This is a genomic window from Chitinophaga sp. S165, assembly GCF_003182155.1.
GTDB lineage: Bacteria > Bacteroidota > Bacteroidia > Chitinophagales > Chitinophagaceae > Chitinophaga.
Genome location: NZ_QGTG01000004.1, coordinates 107,904 through 127,453, shown reverse-complemented (window position 1 = coordinate 127,453; position 19,550 = coordinate 107,904). Strand labels below are relative to the sequence as shown.

Sequence of the window (19,550 nt, the reverse complement as noted above, 5' to 3'; positions counted from 1 at the left end):
ACAGTTGAGTATTTCATCCGTAATATTTTAAAGTGAAGGCCGGATGTTACCTTACATAATTTCCCCCCGTTTGTATAGGGATGATTATGCCTGACTTCATAGGTTATATTGAAAAAATCATACCGGTTTACCACACTAGTTTTTCCTTTGCCAGGAACGCTTTTATACCACGTTGGCAGTCAGCATGTTCCCTTGTTTCAGCGTTCAACCTCGCTGCCAGATCCAATGCGTTTTCCAGGGGCTGATCAAAGACATCGGTGATCAGCTTTTTGGTCACTTTCAGAGAGTTGGCGGAGGCGCCGGTACAGAGATCGTCTGCAACTTTGGCAACATATTCGGCGATGCTTTTAGCGGGGACCACCTCATTCACAAGGCCATATTGCTCCGCCTTTTCAGCGGTTATCAGTCTTCCGGTCAGTAGCAGATCGCGGGCACGCCCCTCTCCTATCTTTCTGACCAGGAATACGGATACGATGGCAGGAATGAAGCCGATCTTTACTTCTGTATATCCCAGTTTCGCCTCGGGCACGACGTAGCTTAAGTCACACAAAGTGACGAGGCCACAGCCACCGGCTATAGCGTGTCCTTCTACCTGAGCAATGACCACTTTATTATGATAGTAGATCTGCTGCATGAGTTGCATCAGTTCTTTGGAATCGGCAAGATTTTCTTCTCTGGTATTTACCTGTAATTGCTGAAGATATTCAAGGTCTGCCCCAGCGCAGAAAGCCTCTCCGGCTCCTTTTAGTATAATCACCTTCACTTCCGGGTCTTTCTCCGCCTGCTGGAAAGCAGTGCGTAATTCAGCTACCATAGCGCCATTCAGCGCATTGCGTTTTTCAGGCCTGTGTAGCGTTATCGAGGCTACACGTTTGGCAACATCATATAGGATATGTTCGAAAACCATCATTTACAGATTGGCGATTTCAGATCGCAGAATGAATATAACAAGAACTTGTTAAATTCCGTGATCTGAAATCGCCGGCTCTCTGAAAAGATATTTTTATCTGGTTACTTCTTGTATTACATGTCCGGCATTACCGCTCGGCATCTGGATATGTAAAAGGGCTGCTATTGTCGGAGAAATATCCGTCATTCCTATTGTACGGTTGCTTTTACCTGGATTGATACCCCATCCCATCCATACCAGCGGTATATGAGCATCGTACGCGTACCACAGGCCATGTGTGGTACCTGTCTTACCACCGTCCATATATCCGGGCTGTAAAACTATCTGAATATCGCCGCTGCGTTTTCTGTTAAAACCATTGGTCATCATTGTGCGCATTGGTTCGGCCAGTGTAGTTGAGGACAGCTCCTGCAGGGGGAAAGCATTGCTGATAGCCGGATCTTTTAATAATGCATTGATAATAAGATCACGCACATCTTTTGAAGATTTTCCTGCTTTTGCAATAGCATCCTGATTCAGGTATAACTGATAGTTACTGGCGCCGGCAATTACTTTATCCACACCGGTTTGTTCTTTCATCAGTTTATTCAGGTCGTTCACGATGCGGGTTTCGCTCCAGCTGCCACCAGGCAGTTTATTTTCCTGCATAAAGCCGGGGACATGAGCAACGCCATGATCGGCGGTGATGAAGAAAAGATATTGTCCTTTACCAACGCTGGCATCGAGGTATTTAAAGAAAGTAGCCAGGTCTTTATCGAGACGCAGGTAAGTATCTTCGATCTCGATAGAGTTAGGGCCAAACTGGTGACCTACATAGTCGGTAGAAGACAGGCTGATAGCCAGCATATCTGTCACATCTCCTTTACCCAGTTGATACGCTTCCAGGGCTTTCTTTGCAAATTCGAGCGTCATTGTGTTACCGAAAGGCGTAGAAGAGATAGACTTGAACGGTGTACCGGTCTCTCCACCCAATTCATGCGGGAAAACAGGCGCCCTACCGGCCTTAAACGGTCCTTCGTAGGCCTTATTATCAGCTGTGCTCAGCTCATAAGATTCGATAGGGTATAAAGTCGTCCACGGGTGACTGAGATAACGTGCCGGCCACTTCATGCTGTTAAAATCAGCAGCCCAGTCAGGCAGCTGTTGCATGTAATACGTACTGGTCACCCAGTTACCGGTACTACCGTCATACCAGTAAGCGGCAGTAGCGCTATGACCAGCCGGAAGGATAGCTCCGCGGTCCTTTATAGCGATGCCTACCACTTTACTCTGGAAATTGGTAGCCAGGCGTAATTCGTCACCGATTGTTGTTACAGCCATATTGCGGGGACTCATTTTACCGGCATTGGAGGAGCTGCCTACAGTGCTTACGGTAGAATCTTCCGCGCAGTACATATCCCTGCCTAATTCCCTGCTATACCAGTCATTACCTACTATACCGTGTATGGCAGGTACAGATCCGGTGTAGACGCAGGTATGTCCACAGGCTGTAATGGTGGGAGTATAATTAATTAGCGTATTTTCGCAGGAGAAGCCATCTTTCAATAACCGTTTAAAACCACCATCTGTATAACGGTTAGCATAACGGTAGAGATAGTCCCAGCGCATCTGATCCACCACGATGCCGACCACCAGCTTGGGACGGGTCACTTTTTTAGACACATTGGGTTTGCTCCATGCAGTAACGTAACCGGGTTTTGGCGAAGTAGCTTTCTGAGCGTCAGCAAGTTGTGTAACGAAGAGAGAGGCTGCCATGAACACACACGACAAGAATTTACAATTCATGATCTTTAAATACATTATTTATTATTCACATTTTCAAAGGTAACCCAAGTTTACAAAAACTAATATTTTAATACCTTTGTGCGGGTTTTCGTTGATCACTCTTAATTATTATTTAACATATGGATATTTTTGAGAAACTGCTTAAACACATGGGCCCTATAGGCGAACACTCTGAGAGAGCCCATGGTTATTTCGCTTTCCCCAAGCTGGAAGGAGAAATTGGTCCCCGTATGAAGTTCAGGGGTAATGAGAAAATTGTTTGGAGCCTGAATAACTATCTGGGACTTGCCAACCATCCTGAGGTACGTGCTACTGACGCGAAAGCAGCAGCGGAGTACGGTCTTGCCACTCCAATGGGAGCCCGTATGATGAGTGGAAATACTAATTTCCATGAGAAGCTGGAAAAAGAATTATCCGAATTCATGGGTAAAGAGGACACTACACTGCTTAACTATGGTTATCAGGGTATTATGAGTGCGATCGATGCCGTTTGTAACCGTCGTGACGTGATTGTTTACGATGCTGAGTGCCATGCAAGTATCATTGATGGTCTGCGTTTACACCAGGGACACCGTTATGTATTCAAACACAACGATATTGAAGACTGTGAGAAACAGCTGAAACGTGCGGAAGAGCTGATCAAAGCGAATGGTGACAATGGCGGTATCCTGGTGATCACTGAAGGTGTGTTTGGTATGGCTGGCGATCAGGGTAAACTGAAAGAAATTGCAGCACTGAAAGATAAATATGAGTTCCGCTTCATGGTAGATGATGCACACGGATTTGGTACTATGGGTAAAACCGGTGCCGGTACGGGTGAAGAGCAGGGCGTTCAGGATAAGATCGATCTGCTGTTCAACACCTTTGCTAAATCAGGAGCTTCTATCGGAGCATTCATGAGCGGCGATAAGGCGATCATCAACTACCTGCGTTATAATATGCGTTCACAGATCTTCGCGAAATCAATTCCTTTACCATTGGTAATAGGACATCTGAAACGTGTTGAGTTGATGCGCAAGAACACAGATCTTAAGAACAAGCTGTGGGAAAATGTGAACAAACTGCAGAAGGGACTGCGTGACCGTGGTTTCAATATCGGCAGAACTAATTCACCTGTAACGCCGATCTACCTGCAGGGAGATATTCCGGAAGCAACAGCTATGTGCCTGGACCTGCGTGAGAACTACAATATCTTCTGTTCTATCGTGGTATATCCTGTTATTCCAAAAGGACAGATCATCTACCGTTTGATTCCAACGGCGGCTCATACTGACGAAGACATCGAACTGACACTGAAAGCGTTCACTGAAACGAAGGAGAAGCTTGACAAGAAAGTGTATGAAGTAGCTGAAATACCAATGGTATAGGTATAATAAGTTACCAATAGTATATAAGGAGTCCGGATCGTATGGTCCGGGCTTTTTTATTTACCGGCAAAGCATATACGGAACGGTGGTTTAAGCAGATGATCATCACATTAATAAAGCTAATGGAAATTTTTCACGGGAAGGCCTATACTAATGGCATAACTTTTGCGTTTATTGAAACAGAGACATATAGAAAAAAGTAAACCCCCTCGTTTATACGAGGGGCTTCACAACAAATCGTTCTTTCTCACTAGGTGTAAGTTTCACTTAGCTTTCATTAGGACATGGCAGAACAATTGGTCTTCATAGAATTAGGAATCATGAGATTCCTGGGATAAATAAACTAGGTTTCATAGGTCTGGAGCCATTCGGTTCCAGGGATGTTAATTGTTCTGATTGTTAGCTTTCATAGGTCCGGAACTGTTAGGTTCCAGGGATAATAGAACTAGGTTTCATAGGGCCGGAATCCTTTTAATTCCGGGGATAAAATTGGCATTGGCTTTCATAGAATCAGGAATCATTGATTCCCGGGATAAATATTATTGGACTTGGTCTTTGTTATCAGACCTGGTGTATTCGCATTTCTCTACATCAAAAGTAGTTTAAGCCATCTGATATAAATTCACACAAAGATGTGATTTTGTTAATGAGTTGTTAAAAGGATTTAACAATACAATAAACGGCTCGTTTATTCAAACCCGTTACTGGTGGGCATTTCCTAATTGGCCTATTCTTATAAGTGTATGATGAACAGCTATAAAATGAGAAGAGGTACAACATAACACCCATGTGGGATATGTGTTGTACCTCTTACTTTTTTGAGTGACACTTATTACAGTAAATGAGACTCTATAGCAACGTCATAAGGTTGTTTCCAGCTGGCAACTGTACCCCAATCTTCGTTATCAATTACGATATGTTCTCCTTTTACCACACCGATCTTCTCAACTTTCACAGAATGTTCTGTTGCATCGATCACACTATGTAAGATAGCATCAAATTTCTCTTTGTCTTCCGGTCTGATAGTGACAACAGCGCGGCTCTGGCTTTCACCGAACAGGTAAGCGTCTTTACGGAAGTTATGGTTAGTATGGATCTCAAAACCTAATCCTGAAGTCATTGCGCTTTCCAGCAGGGTGATGAATAATCCACCTTCACTTACGTCATGTGCTGACTGTATGATACCGGCTTTATTCAGTTTAGCGATAGTATGATGGAGACGCTGTTCTTCTTCCAGGTGGAAATGAGGAGCAGGGCTATGCTCGATACCGATCAGTTTATGCAGGTATTCAGAGCTGCTGATATCGTTACGGCTACGGCCTAACAGATACACCAGGTGACCGCTTTCTTTAAAGTTGAGGGTAATACGTTCAGACATATTATCCAATATACCCAGCATACCAATAGTAGGTGTAGGATATACCGGACCATCAGGAGACTGATTGTAGAAGCTTACGTTACCACCGGTAACGGGCGTATTGAATTTACGGCAGGCCTCACCCATTCCCTTGATAGCATGTACGAACTGGTAGTATACTTCAGGATCGTAAGGATTACCGAAGTTGAGGCAGTTGGTAATAGCAACCGGCTCACCACCGCTGCACACGATATTACGCGCTGCTTCAGCAACAGCGATCTGGCCACCGATATGCGGGTCAGCGTATACGTAACGGCTGTTACAATCTGTTGTTACGGCCAGTGCTTTTTTGGTGCCTTTTACAGCAACGATAGACGCATCACTTGGGGCGTTAGTGCTGGCGTTAGCGGTACCTACCATGCTGTCGTACTGGGTATAGATCCAGCGTTTGGAAGCGATGTTAGGTAGTTTTACCAGTCTTTCTGCAGCGAAACGAGGATGCAGGGTATCAGGTATTTTATGAATATCGAAAGCTTTAACCTTCTCGAAGTATGTAGGTTCGGTATAAGCACGGTGGTATTGAGGAGCACCGCCACCCAGTACCAGGCTTTCAGCAGGAACATCTGCTTCGAGGTGGCCATTCAGGTAGAACTTCAGTTGTTTTTCAGTAGTTACTTCACCGATCTGTACACAATGCAGGTCCCATTTCTCGAATATTTTCAGGACTTCAGCTTCCTTACCTTTATGGAGTACGATCAGCATACGTTCCTGGCTTTCGCTGAGCAGCATTTCCCAGGCTTTCATATTTTCCTGGCGGGTAGGTACTTTATCCAGGTTGATGATCATACCGTGTTCACCTTTTGCACTCATTTCCGCAGTGGAGCAGGTGATACCGGCAGCACCCATATCCTGCATACCTACCAGTGCACCTGTTGGTATAATTTCAAGACATGCTTCCAGCAGTTTCTTTTCCTGGAAAGGATCTCCTACCTGAACGGATGGAAGATCTTCCGCACTGTCTTCAGTGATGTTGGCACTTGCGAAAGAAGCGCCACCGATACCGTCTTTACCGGTAGCGGAACCTACAATGAAAACAGGGTTACCGGCGCCGTAGGAAGTGGCAGATACGGTCTGGCCTACTTTAACTACGCCAACGCTCATTGCGTTCACCAGCGGGTTAGTACCGTAACAGTCTTCGAAGTATGCTTCACCACCAACAGTAGGCACACCGAAACAGTTACCGTAATGACCGATACCGTGAACGATACCTTTAATAAGATGTTGTGTTTTTTTATCGTTGATATTCCCAAAACGCAGAGAGTTCAGTGCTGCGATAGGACGAGCTCCCATGGTAAAGATATCGCGATGGATACCACCCACGCCTGTAGCTGCACCCTGGAAAGGTTCGATAGCGGAAGGGTGGTTATGAGATTCGATCTTGAATACACAGGCGTAACCGTCACCGATGTCCACCAGACCGGCATTTTCTTCACCAGCTTTTACGAGTAGGCGTTCCCCGTCACGAGGCAGTGATTTCAGCCACACGATTGAATTCTTGTAACTGCAATGTTCACTCCACATTACAGAGTACATACTTAATTCAGTGAAATTAGGCGTGCGGCCCAGAATACCTTTTATACGCTCAAATTCGTCTGCTGTAAGACCAAGTTGCTCGGCAGTTTCAACAGTAGTTTGGGAAAACTTATCTGTAGTTTCTACGTTAGTTTGCATGTAACTAGATGTATGAGTACGATAGATAAAAAAAGAAGATGCAAACCTACAAGTTTTTCCTGCAATTGACAAAGGATATTGACAATTGCGGAGGGTTGACGGGTAAATGGGTGTCCTGTTATCCCCTTATTATAATCAATTATTATTATCTGTTAACCCGGTTCGGATCATATCAGCATCACAATAACGAATTATATTTTTTTAAATATATCAGTTTAAAAGGGACAGACCATTCATTTTTTATTCAAAAATTAAAAATATTAACCTTTTTGACTGCTAAATGTAATTTTTTAGTTAAAATCAACTTAATTCTTGCTTATGTTAGCGCAACACTGTTCTTTTGTGTAAAATTATTTACAGCATGCAATCGTTACGCTTCACCGCACTGGAAAACCTTTCTGGTGTTGATTTAAAAATCAAGCCTGAACAACTTAACGGTACCAAGATCACCGAAGTGTTCGGCAGCAATGTATTCGCAGGAAAAGTAGTGCGCGAGAATCTGAGTGATGAAGCTTATAAAAGCTTAATGAACTCCATTAAATCCGGCACCAAGATCGATCGTAAAATGTCCGAGCAGATCGCTTCCGGTCTGAAACAATGGGCAATGAAGAAAGGCGTTACTCACTATACACACTGGTTCCAGCCTTTAACCGGTACTACTGCTGAAAAACATGATTCTTTCTTTACACTGAAAGGCGATGGTTCTGCCCTCGAAACCTTTGACGGTGATGCGCTGGTTCAACAGGAGCCAGATGCTTCCAGCTTCCCTAACGGCGGTCTGCGTGCAACTTTCGAAGCACGTGGTTATACTGCATGGGATCCATCCTCTCCTCCTTTCATCCTGGAGCAGGGTCACGGTAAAACACTTTGCATTCCTACTATATTCGTTGCTTACACCGGTGAATCACTGGACTACAAAGCGCCTTTGCTGAAAGCCCTTTCTGCTATCGACAAAGCTGCTGTAGACGTATGTAACTACTTCGATAAAAATGTAACCAAAGTTACAGCTACCCTGGGTTGGGAACAGGAATATTTCCTGGTTGACGAAAGCCTGGCTAACGCTCGTCCTGACCTGGTAATGTGTGGTCGTACCGTAGTTGGTCACGCTCCATCTAAAGGTCAGCAGCTGGAAGACCACTACTTCGGTTCAATCCCTGAGCGTGCTTACTCTTTCATGCGTGATTTCGAAGAAGAGTCTTACAAACTGGGTATTCCTTTAAGGACCCGTCACAATGAGGTTGCTCCTTCTCAGTTCGAGTGTGCTCCTATCTTTGAAGAAGTAAACATCGCAGTTGACCACAACTCCCTGCTGATGGACGTAATGACCAAAGTGGCAAAACGTCATAAGCTGAGAGTGTTACTGCACGAGAAACCATTTGCAGGTATCAACGGTTCAGGTAAACACAATAACTGGAGCATGGCTACAGATACAGGTGTGAACCTGCTGGCTCCGGGTAAAACTCCGAAGACCAACCTGATGTTCCTGACTTTCTTCGTTAACACGATCAAGGCCGTTCATGATTACGCAGACCTGCTGAGAGCATCAATTGCATCTCCTAGCAATGACTTCCGTCTGGGTGCTAACGAAGCGCCTCCTGCTATCATCTCTGTGTTCTCCGGTAAATACCTGTACGATGTACTGCAGGAAGTTAAAACCCGTGTGAGCAACAAGTTCGATGAGCAGGACGAAGCGATCCTGAAACTGGACCTGCACCGTCATATTCCAGAGCTGTTGCTGGACAACACCGACCGTAACCGTACTTCTCCTTTTGCCTTCACTGGTAACAAGTTTGAGTTCCGTGCCGTTGGTTCTTCTGCAAACTGTGCTTCCGCTATGACTGTATTGAACACAATCGTGGCTAAAACACTGGCTAACTTCAAAATTGAGGTTGATGCCCTGATCGAAAAAGGCGAGAAAAAAGAGATTGCTATTATGCAAACTCTTCGGAAATATATTGTAGATTCGGAAAAAGTTTTGTTCGAAGGAGACGGTTACAGTGAAGAATGGGAAAAAGAAGCTGAAAAGAGAGGTCTTGCTAACGTAAAAACCACTCCAAAAGCGCTGGATGCTTACGTTACCGAAAAATCAACAAAACTGTTCACTGAGGTAGGTATTTATAACGAGAAAGAATTACATGCACGTCATGAGATCCTGCTCGAGGACTACGTGAAGAAAGTACAGATCGAAGCCCGTGTAATCGGAGATCTGGCTACTAACACAATCCTGCCTTCAGCCATCACCTATCTGAACAGCCTGATTACCAATATTAATGGTCTGAAAGGCATAGGTCTTGGTGACAGCGCTGTTAAAGCGCAAACCCAGATCGCTGCAAAAATAGCTGAACATATTAACGTCATCAGTGAGAATGTACAGGCTATGATTGAAGCGCGCAAGGTAGCTAACAAAGTTGCCGACAGCCGCCAGAAAGCTATAGATTATTGTGATAAAATTAAGCCGTACTTTGATGTTATCCGTTACCACTCGGATAAGCTGGAGTTCCTTGTAGATGACAAACAATGGGCACTGCCTAAGTACAGAGAGCTGCTTTTCTTGCGATAAAACCGTAAGATTGTTTTGGTGTATGATTAGCCCCGGGTATTTACCCGGGGCTTTGTGTTTTTATAACTATTGTTTATCTTCAGGAACTCTTAACCCGATACCCCTGCTACTCTGTACTTAGGCAGTCCGGCCACTTCCTTTTTTAAAGACACGATTTATTTACCCCTAAAATGCCATTTCATGCGCACAAATTTCACTATTTCCATTCATGCAATAGCGGGCATCACTCTTCTACTTTCTGCCTGCGGTAAACACGATGTTACTCCTGATTGCGGGGCTCCACTATGCCAGATACAACAACTGGAAGGCTATGATGAGATTGTTCACGAGGCGAGTATTAATACGATTAAATATAACGCAGCTGGAAATCCAATACTGCGCTTACGTTCAAATGTAGGAACAGGCAATGAAAACGAGAGCTACCGTTATGACGCTAAAAACCGGCTCACGGATCAGATCACCCATTACAACACGAAAGAGGAATACGGCGAACTGTTTTGGGAATGGCATAGATTCAAATATGACAACCGGAACCGGATCTACCTGGATAGTTTCTACAGCATTGGCCTTATCGGAGACAACCCCGTGGTTTTTCCTCCCCATGGACCCGCCTTAGATTATCTCATCATACGGTTCGAATATGATCACAAGGACCGTATCATTAGGGAAACTTCAAACTTCAGTGACGGACAGCCCTGGTATGTCAGAACTTATATTTACGATAACCGGCAGAATCTTATAAAAACAGTAAACGCTCATCCGTCTTCAGGATATGTTGATACGACCTACTTCGACACCTATGACAACAAGGTAAACTACCTTAGAACCAATAAAGTATGGCAATTCCTAAGTAGGGATTACAGTGAAAACAATCCTATAGCCGCCGTCAATTACAATAAGTATGGCCTCCCATTGAAGTTCAGACCCGACATTAAAACTGGTGGGCGTACTCACTTCCTGGATATCGTATATTCTGACTTGGACATCACTTATAAATGCAAATAGAGATTTGACGGACTGCTCAAATAAGAAAAGCCGGCCTGTCTAAGACAGGCCGGCTTTCTTTGCATATCATTGACCGGATTAAACCAGTTTGAATGTTTCTGTGAATTTCGTCGTAAAGTTACCTTTACGGAAGTTCTCATCGCGCATCAGCTGCTGATGGAAAGGAATGGTTGTTTTCACTCCTTCAATCACAAACTCGCTTAACGCACGTTCCATTGTATTGATCGCTTCCTCACGTGTCTGCGCTATGGTGATCAGTTTAGCCACCATGGAATCATAGTACGGAGGAATAACGTAACCTGCATAGATGTGGGAATCCACACGAACACCGTGACCACCTGGAATATGCAGGGTAGTGATCTTACCTGGAGACGGGCGGAAATCATTGTAAGGGTCTTCCGCATTGATACGGCATTCGATTACGTGCATTTCCGGCGTATAGTTCTTACCTGAGATAGGGATACCGGCAGCGATCTTGATCTGTTCTTTGATCAGGTCAAAATTGATCACCTCTTCGGTAACACCATGTTCTACCTGGATACGGGTGTTCATTTCCATGAAGTAGAAATTACGGTGTTTGTCTACCAGGAACTCAATCGTACCAACACTTTCGTAATTGATAGCAGAAGCAGCCTTGATAGCAGCTTCACCCATTTTTTCACGCAGCTCAGGTGTCATGAAAGGAGAAGGAGATTCTTCCACCAGTTTCTGGTGACGGCGCTGGATAGAGCAATCACGCTCACTGAGGTGACATACTTTACCGTATTGGTCGCCGGCAACCTGGATTTCAATGTGACGCGGCTCTTCCACGAATTTCTCCATGTAGATACCATCGTTATTAAAAGCGGCGCGGGCTTCGTTTTTAGCCATGTTATAGGCATTCTCCAGCTCCTCATCTTTCCATACTACACGCATCCCTTTACCACCACCACCGGCAGTTGCTTTCAGGATAACCGGGAGACCCATTTCTTTAGACAGTTTCTTTGCCTCTTCGAGATTCTGCAGGAGACCTTCGGAACCTGGAATAACAGGTACACCGGCAGCGATCATAGTTTCTTTGGCGGTCATTTTATCTCCCATTTTACGGATCATCTCCGGAGTGGGGCCGATAAATTTAATGCCATGTTCTCCACAGATCTCTGCGAAACGCGCATTTTCAGCGAGGAAACCGTACCCAGGATGGATGGCATCAGCATTTGTAATTTCTGCTGCGGCCATCAGGTGAGGTATATTTAAATAAGATTCGCTGCTCTGTGGTTTACCTATGCAGACTGCTTCATCTGCGAACTTCACATGCAGGCTGTCTTTGTCTGCAGTAGAATAAACAGCCACCGTTTTGATGCCCATTTCTTTACAAGTGCGAATAATACGCAAGGCTATCTCTCCACGGTTGGCAATCAATATTTTCTTAAACATGTTTTTTCAATAGGTTAAAGAAAAAGTAATAACCTAAAAGGTTGGAAAACTATGAGGCAGGCAAGTATTCTTTCCTTCTCATAATATTCCAACCTTTTAAATAAAAATTAAGGCTCTACCAAAAACAAAGGCTGATCGTACTCCACCGGGGAAGCATCGTCTACCAGTACTTTTACGATTTTACCACCCACTTCACTTTCAATCTCATTGAACAGTTTCATTGCTTCAATGATACAAACCACTTTACCTGGAGCCACTTCGTCGCCTACGTTCACGAAAGAAGGCTTATCGGGGCCAGGGCTACGATAGAAGGTACCGATCATTGGAGATTTGATAGTTACCAGATTATCTGCCTTTGCTTCAGCTGGTTTAGCTTCTGCAGCAGGAGCCGCCTGAGCAACAGGTGCTACGGGAACTGCCTGAGGTACTTGCTGGTAAACCGGCGCTACTGCTGGAACAGTATACACTGGTTGTTCGTTATCTTTTTGCTTTATTGTAATCTTAAACTTGTCCTGCTCGATGCTCAGTTCACTGATATTGGACTTATTGACCATTTTTACCAGTTCCTGAATCTGTTTAAAATCCATGTAGACAGTTTTTGGTTTAGAAATGCTTGTAAGTAGATAATGTATGGACTAAAACTATTCTTTTACTCTTTCGATGTACTCACCATTTTTGGTGTTTACCCTAATCAGTTCTCCTTCATTCACGAACAGGGGAACATTCACTGTGGCACCGGTTTCAACTGTGGCAGGCTTAAGTGTGCGGGTAGCGGTATCACCTTTCAGACCAGGCTCGGAGTAAGTTACTTTTACCACGATCTTGTCAGGCAATTCAACGCTCATATGTTGTTCGGTTTCTGTATTAATAGACACGCTTACTTCCTGACCTTCTTTCAGGAACTGAGGAGCATCGATCATTGACTCGGGCAGTGCGATCTGCTCAAAGGTCTCATTATCCATGAAATTGTACCCACTGTCATCCTGGTATAGATACTGGAATGTTTTCTTTTCAACACGCACAGGGTATATAGTGTCGCCGGAGTTCCAGGTATGTTCAATAGACCTGCTATTGTCAACACCTTTCAGTTTAGCCCATACTTTAGCTGCGGCACGGGCTGTTTTGTTCTGACCAAACTCTACAACAGAATATAAGCTGTTTTCCAGCTTAATAATCAATCCTGTTCTGATATCTGCAGTGGTAGCCATAAAAGGATACTTAATTTAAAGTTAAAAATACATTAGGACTGCAAAAGTAATTCATTCTGGCTAAATCCCTCATGGAACTGGTTGCTTCCTAATTTGTTTTAGTGTTATATAGAGACCTATTATTTTTTTTAGGAATGCAAACATAGTGTAAGGAAGGGTAATCTAGTAATTTTTTTATAAAAAAATGGAAACTAAGTCCATACTTGCCTTCCACCTGCCCGGAATAGTCCTTTTTTAAGTAAAAAAACCGTCCAAAATAAAGGTTCAAAGACTCTTGCCTTTGGTTTATAGACTATTGCAAAAATCGATACCTTTAGTCCCGTACAAAAAATCAAGCGTTCAAAAAATAGAGTTATGAAGCGTTATCTGATCCTTTTATGTTGTTTCTGCCTGCCATTTATATCACAGGCTCAAACCAAAAAGACAGTGTCTGTGCCAAAGGACCAACCTCCTTATCTTCAGTATCCGATTGTCCCAACTTTCCCGCTGACGTTGCCCGACGGCCATGTCATTACCAAAAATGATCTGAAAAAGAATGTCAAGACGATCGTTTTTGTTTTTAGCGTAGATTGTGATCACTGTAAACAACTGACGGAAGACATGCTAAAGAACATCGATAAGTTTAAAAAAACGCAGATCCTGATGGTCACGCCGTTTCAGCCGGAGCAGATGAAGGCATACTATAATAATTATAACATCAAAAACTACCCCAATATTATAATGGCCAGTGAGCCCACCCGACAGATCATGTATTTTTATAACCTGCATTACTTTCCAGGAGTGTTTGTTTACGACAAAAAACAGCAGTTCATGAAGGGCTTCGAAGGCACTGTGAAACTGGATCAGCTGCAGGAATATCTAAATTAACAATGCGGGCCTGTTTCAGTGGCTAATGGTTACATTTGTTTTATCCTCATATTCTTCACCTTAAAACTTTATACAAACGATGAAAGTTACTGTCGTAGGAGCTGGTAATGTAGGCGCAACCTGTGCTAATGTACTGGCCCACAGAGATTTTTTGCAGGAAGTTGTGTTGTTGGATATTAAAGAAGGCACAGCAGAAGGAAAGGCGTTGGATAGCTGGCAGCAGGCCCCGATTGATTATTATAGCACCAGAATAACGGGTGTCACGAACGATTATCTCAAGACCGCTGATAGTGATGTTGTTGTCATCACTTCAGGATTACCGCGCAAACCCGGTATGAGCAGGGATGACCTCATCTCTACCAATGCCAATATCGTTAAATCGGTTACTGAAAACATTGTTAAGCACTCACCAGACGCTATTATTATAGTAGTGAGCAATCCGCTGGACGTAATGACCTATTGCGCCTATCTGACTGCTCAGAAAGACAGCAGTAAGGTGTTTGGTATGGCCGGCATTCTTGATACCGCGCGCTACCGTGCGTTCCTTGCAGAAGAAATCGGCTGCTCACCAAAAGACATCCAGGCCATACTGATGGGGGGACACGGAGATACCATGGTGCCACTTCCACGTTATACAACCGTATCAGGTATTCCTGTTACAGAACTTGTTGCTTCAGATAAACTGGAAGCTATTATTCAGCGCACTAAAGTTGGTGGTGGTGAGATCGTCAACCTGCTGGGAACTTCTGCCTGGTATGCACCTGGAGCTGCTGCCGCGCAAATGGTAGAAGCCATATTGAAGGATGAAAAGAGGATATTCCCATGCTGCGCATGGTTAACAGGTGAATATGGCCTTAAAGATATCTATCTGGGTGTTCCAGTTGTACTCGGAAAAAATGGTATCGAAAAGATCATCGAATTACAACTTAACGATATCGAGAAAGCTTTGCTCAGTACATCCGCTACCCACGTGAAGGAAGTAATGGACGTATTGGATAATATGAAAGTGATCGCATAATATATTGATCCTAATACAAAAGGCTGACTAATAGCCAAAAATGGTCCGGCTATCAGTCAGCCTTTCTTATGCCAGCGAAAGCGCTCAATCCCTTCCACTCCCCTCTCTCGCCTTACTATTGCCAGGAATAAATCCTTTCGGGCTCTAAAAAGATTTATTACATTCGTTTCAACGGTTATTATACAAAACCTGATGTTTTGTTTGCCAAATGCATGATTGATATTCGTATTTTTAACCCGACTATATTCTCACTTATGTCAAACATAGAAAAACTGATCTCGCAAAAAACATTTACCAGCGAGTATAATAAAGGGTTAATAGGTCTCATCTTCGTAGGCAACTGGATAGTGTCACGTCATCAACAATTCTTCAAGAAGTTTGACATTACCATGCAGCAGTATAATATATTGAGAATATTGCGTGGCCAACACCCTAAAGCTGCTAATATCAACACTTTAAAAGAGAGAATGCTGGATAAAATGAGTGATGTTTCGCGGCTGGTTGAACGTCTGCGGAAGGCAGGATTAGTAGAACGAAAAAGTAGTGAAGTTGATAGAAGAGCTGTGGATGTGCAAATCACGGAGAAAGGCCTGGCCTTACTTAAAGTGATGGATGTGGACCTTCCTGATCTTGAAGATTCTTTGAAATTATCACTTACTGAAGAGGAGGCACTACAGTTAAATACGCTCCTCGATAAGATACTAATGCGTTATTAGATAGAAAAAGCTTCCGGCCATTTGAGTACCAATACTCAATAGACCGGAAGTTTTTTTATTGTACGTTGTTGATAGGATTTTTTAAATCCTCCACATAATTAAGATCTTTTCCAAAAGTCTCCTCTACCGTATACGATGCTACTAAAGCAACGGCTATACATATTACAGCAACCACTGCGCCGCTCTGGAGATAAGTTAAGTAGTGCTGAGCACCTGTAAATAACAGCGAAATCAGCGGTAGCATACCTCGTGCAAAGTTAGGAACAGTAATAGCAACAGTAGCTCTGAGATTTGTACCGAAACTTTCTGCTGCTATTGTGACGAAGATAGCCCAGAAGCCTACACTAAAACCAAGTATGAAGCAAACTGTATAGAAAAGCGACTTATCAGCGCCATGAAGATTAAGGTAGAAATAAACACAGACAGCAGTCAATCCAAGAAAGATCAACATTACTTTCCGCCGGCTTTGCAGCATTTGGCTGAGTAGCCCGCTGGCAAAATCGCCTAATACCAATCCGGCATAACAAAATGCTACCGCATCTCCTGGCCTGATAGGGTCTTTTACTCCCATTTCAATGGCAAACTTATTAGAGAATGCTACTAATATCCCTACTACAAACCATGTAGGAGTGCCAAGCAGCACACATTTCAAATATCTGAGAAACCGGTCTTTATTGTTAAATAGGGCAAGGAATTCCCCTCTTCCGGCAGTACTCTTTTCAGCAGTCTGGCTGAACATATCAGATTCCATTACACTAATACGCAGTAGTAGCAAAAGTAATCCCAGTCCACCTCCTATAAAATAGCAATATCGCCAGTCAGGCACCAGTTTAGCAATGAGATTTGCAGCAATTGCTCCCGAGACTCCCACCGTAGCCACAATCATGGTACCGTACCCTCTTTTTTCCTTTGGTAGTATTTCGGCAACCAGTGTGATACCTGCACCTAGTTCTCCTGCCAATCCAAGTCCTGCAACGAAGCGCCAAAACAGATAACCGTTAGTTCCGGTAACAAAACCATTTGCAATATTAGCAACGGAATAAAGTAGTATAGAGCCAAACAATACTTTCAGACGCCCCTTTTTATCTCCGATAATTCCCCAGAAGATCCCTCCTGCAAGTAAGCCTGCCATTTGAACATTTATCAGCAGCATGCCGACACCGGAGTCAATTTCCGTTTGGGATACTCCCAGATCTTTCAGACTGGGAACTCTTACAATAGTAAATAACAGCAGATCATAGATATCTACAAAATATCCCAGCGAAGCAACTAGCACTGCGACATTAAAGATCGTTGCAGAACGATTACCGGATTTCATAACGGATACCTGATTTATTCATTCACATCAGTATGGGTAGGATGCGGATGTTTTGTTTTGCCAAAAACTAGTTTAATAATAACAGGTAATGTAGTAATAATTATTAATATAATTACGATGAGCTCCAGGTGATCTTTCAGATTAGGGAAGAATTTATCAAGGTAGTGACCTGCCAGCATCATAGAAAATACCCAACAGAAAGAACTAACAATGTTAAAGAACATAAATCTCTTCCTTTCCATCTGTACTATACCTGCTACTATCGGTGCGAAGGTGCGTATGATAGGGAGGAAACGGGCCAGGAAGATAGCGCCTCCACCGTATTTCTCGTAGAATTCCTTTGCCTGGTAGAGGTGTTTCTGCTTAAAAAAGAAGGTGTCCTTTCGATTAAAAAGCAACGGACCCGATTTACGACCAAACCAGAAACCAACAAAGTTGCCCAATACGCCCGCAATGGCAATCAACACCATAATAACGAAGAATGGAACATTGAAAAAGCTTTCGCTCAGTAAGCCTCCATATATGCCAGCAACGAAGAGCAGGGAATCTCCAGGCAGGAAAAAACCAACGAAAAGCCCTGTTTCTGCAAATATGATCAGCAATAATAAATACAGGCCACCATGGTCGATGATCCACTGTGGATTAATAAGATGCTTGAATAACTCTATAAACTGGTCCATATAAACTTTATAATCTCGAAATCAGATACTAATATAGGCGCTTACACTGCCTTCTGCCGGCATTAACATACTTCGTCCAATACCATACACAACAGATTGCGGCAAAATAAGCATAAAACTGTTATTGATTTGTTATACTTCCTTTAACTGTGGGACTGGCGCCGCTGCCAGGGAATTTTCCCATTTTGATACTATGGCGGTCGCCATTGCATTACCGATCACATTTGTAGCTGAGCGTCCCATATCCAATAGATGGTCTACCCCCAGCAACAGTAATAATCCGGCTTCAGGGATATCGAACATAGAAAGCGTACCTGCTATCACAACAAGCGAAGCTCTTGGTACGCCTGCGATACCTTTACTTGTGATCATTAATACAAGCAACATGGAGATCTGCTGTTCAATCCCGAGGTGCATACCATAAGCCTGGGCTATAAAAAGACTGGCAAAGGTCATATACATCATTGAACCATCCAGATTAAACGAATAACCCAAAGGCAGCACAAAACTTACAATGCGGTTATCGCAGCCGAACTTTTCCAATTCTTCCATTGTACGCGGATAGGCTGCCTCGCTGCTGGCGGTGCTGAAGGCTAACAGCAAGGGGTCTTTTACCAGTCCAAGCAACGTGAACACCCTTTTCCCGAGTATAATAAACCCTACAAAAGCTAATACTATCCATAACGCAGCAAGACCTAAGTAAAACTGTCCAATGAATTTGCCATAGGTAAGCAAAATAGTGAGGCCTTTCTGTGAAATGATTGCCGCCATAGCGCCAAATACAGCAAAAGGAGCAAAATTCATCACATAGCTGGTCACTTTCAGCATAATATGCGCTACGCTATCCATGAATTTAACTACGACGGTACCTATTTCGCCTACGGCAGCTGTGGCTACACCAAAGAAAAGAGCGAATACGACGATCTGTAAGATCTCATTATGAGCCATTGCATTAACAACACTATCAGGGAATACATGCTGAAAGAAGCCTTTTAAGGTCATACTTGCTGCGGCAACGCCGCTGCTGGCATGGGAATCAGGAACAGGTAGGTTTAGAGAATGCCCCGGTTGCAATATGTTTACCAATACTAAGCCCAGAAAAAGAGAAACGAAAGTTGCCGAAATAAACCATAACATGGTTTTACCACCGATACGGCCCACCGCTTTAATGTCGCCCAGTTTTGCCACCCCTACCACTAATGTAGAAAATACCAGTGGAGCGATGATCATTTTTACAAGCCGTAGAAATATATCAGTAAGGATGGAAATGTTATCTGCAAATTTCCGGATGGTAGCTTCTCCGTTTGTACCCTTTCCGGTAGAGAGACCTATAATATATCCGGCAGTGTTGCCGAGGGCTATGTTATCGGCAGAAACCTGCTGCGCGGCATTTCCACCACCATAGGTTTCAGCATAGGAAACGTTCACAATATATCCTGTCAGGATTCCCAATACCATGGCTATAAATATAAATAGTGTAAGCCGGTTGGATCTCTTCATGCAATGCCTTTTAATTACAAATAATATATGCTAAACTGCTAAAATTCCCCAAAAATAAGGTTACTACTGTTAAGTTGTGACTTCGTTCATAAAATAAAACCCCAGCGTTTGC

15 protein-coding genes are annotated in these 19,550 nt (G+C 43.5%); 6 read left to right on the top strand and 9 right to left on the bottom strand.

Annotated features, from left to right (window positions below; translation table 11 throughout):
- Window positions 1–127 precede the first annotated feature (127 nt).
- The gene (locus tag C7475_RS17820; RefSeq protein WP_233259887.1) at window positions 128–910 is read right to left on the bottom strand and encodes an enoyl-CoA hydratase/isomerase family protein; all 783 of its coding nucleotides are present in this window, start codon (window positions 908–910) and stop codon (window positions 128–130) included.
- Between the two features lie 93 nt (window positions 911–1,003).
- Complete coding sequence (gene pafA / locus C7475_RS17815) at window positions 1,004–2,695, bottom strand: alkaline phosphatase PafA (protein ID WP_233259886.1); 1,692 nt, start codon at window positions 2,693–2,695, stop codon at window positions 1,004–1,006.
- Window positions 2,696–2,844: 149 nt separating this feature from the next.
- On the opposite strand from pafA, the gene C7475_RS17810 reads away from it, so the two are divergent.
- The gene (locus C7475_RS17810; RefSeq protein ID WP_233259885.1) at window positions 2,845–4,062 is read left to right on the top strand and encodes a pyridoxal phosphate-dependent aminotransferase family protein; all 1,218 of its coding nucleotides are present in this window, start codon (window positions 2,845–2,847) and stop codon (window positions 4,060–4,062) included.
- A gap of 832 nt (window positions 4,063–4,894) precedes the next feature.
- Here C7475_RS17810 and purL read toward each other — a convergent pair.
- Complete coding sequence (gene purL / locus C7475_RS17805; RefSeq protein ID WP_110054750.1) at window positions 4,895–7,150, bottom strand: phosphoribosylformylglycinamidine synthase subunit PurL; 2,256 nt, start codon at window positions 7,148–7,150, stop codon at window positions 4,895–4,897.
- Between the two features lie 361 nt (window positions 7,151–7,511).
- Here purL and C7475_RS17800 point away from each other — a divergent pair, with 361 nt between their 5' ends.
- Together C7475_RS17800 and C7475_RS17795 are read left to right on the top strand one after the other, a co-directional pair.
- On the top strand, window positions 7,512–9,710 hold the full coding sequence (locus C7475_RS17800) for a glutamine synthetase III (protein ID WP_110054749.1): 2,199 nt from the start codon (window positions 7,512–7,514) through the stop codon (window positions 9,708–9,710).
- A 180-nt stretch (window positions 9,711–9,890) separates the two neighbouring features.
- Window positions 9,891–10,715 (top strand): hypothetical protein, encoded by an 825-nt coding sequence (locus C7475_RS17795; protein WP_110054748.1) that lies wholly within the window; start codon window positions 9,891–9,893, stop codon window positions 10,713–10,715.
- Between the two features lie 78 nt (window positions 10,716–10,793).
- Here the strand turns inward: C7475_RS17795 and accC are convergent, their stop codons facing one another.
- From accC to efp, 3 genes are all read right to left on the bottom strand, one after another.
- Window positions 10,794–12,131, bottom strand: a complete 1,338-nt coding sequence (gene accC / locus C7475_RS17790; protein WP_110054747.1) for an acetyl-CoA carboxylase biotin carboxylase subunit — start codon at window positions 12,129–12,131, stop codon at window positions 10,794–10,796.
- Between the two features lie 107 nt (window positions 12,132–12,238).
- Window positions 12,239–12,718 carry an acetyl-CoA carboxylase biotin carboxyl carrier protein gene (accB, locus tag C7475_RS17785; RefSeq protein ID WP_110054746.1) on the bottom strand — a complete coding sequence of 160 codons (480 nt, stop codon included), beginning with the start codon at window positions 12,716–12,718 and terminating at the stop codon, window positions 12,239–12,241.
- A 54-nt stretch (window positions 12,719–12,772) separates the two neighbouring features.
- Window positions 12,773–13,339 (bottom strand): elongation factor P, encoded by a 567-nt coding sequence (gene efp, locus C7475_RS17780; RefSeq protein ID WP_110054745.1) that lies wholly within the window; start codon window positions 13,337–13,339, stop codon window positions 12,773–12,775.
- A 354-nt stretch (window positions 13,340–13,693) separates the two neighbouring features.
- On the opposite strand from efp, the gene C7475_RS17775 reads away from it, so the two are divergent.
- The 3 genes from C7475_RS17775 (at window position 13,694) to C7475_RS17765 (ending at window position 15,940) form a co-directional block, all read left to right on the top strand.
- Window positions 13,694–14,206, top strand: coding sequence for a peroxiredoxin (locus tag C7475_RS17775; RefSeq protein ID WP_110054744.1), 513 nt, complete (start codon window positions 13,694–13,696; stop codon window positions 14,204–14,206).
- A gap of 79 nt (window positions 14,207–14,285) precedes the next feature.
- Window positions 14,286–15,224, top strand: coding sequence for a malate dehydrogenase (gene mdh, locus C7475_RS17770; protein ID WP_110054743.1), 939 nt, complete (start codon window positions 14,286–14,288; stop codon window positions 15,222–15,224).
- A 254-nt stretch (window positions 15,225–15,478) separates the two neighbouring features.
- Window positions 15,479–15,940, top strand: coding sequence for a MarR family winged helix-turn-helix transcriptional regulator (locus C7475_RS17765; protein WP_110055049.1), 462 nt, complete (start codon window positions 15,479–15,481; stop codon window positions 15,938–15,940).
- 55 nt (window positions 15,941–15,995) lie between these two features.
- Here the strand turns inward: C7475_RS17765 and C7475_RS17760 are convergent, their stop codons facing one another.
- The 3 genes from C7475_RS17760 to C7475_RS17750 all read right to left on the bottom strand — a co-directional run bounded on the left by C7475_RS17760 (window position 15,996) and on the right by C7475_RS17750 (window position 19,438).
- Window positions 15,996–17,258, bottom strand: coding sequence for an MFS transporter (locus C7475_RS17760; protein WP_110054742.1), 1,263 nt, complete (start codon window positions 17,256–17,258; stop codon window positions 15,996–15,998).
- Between the two features lie 14 nt (window positions 17,259–17,272).
- Window positions 17,273–17,938, bottom strand: a complete 666-nt coding sequence (locus C7475_RS17755) for a DedA family protein (protein WP_110054741.1) — start codon at window positions 17,936–17,938, stop codon at window positions 17,273–17,275.
- A gap of 132 nt (window positions 17,939–18,070) precedes the next feature.
- A complete protein-coding gene (locus tag C7475_RS17750; protein ID WP_110054740.1) occupies window positions 18,071–19,438 on the bottom strand; it encodes a dicarboxylate/amino acid:cation symporter in 1,368 nt (455 codons plus the stop codon).
- Window positions 19,439–19,550 lie beyond the last annotated feature (112 nt).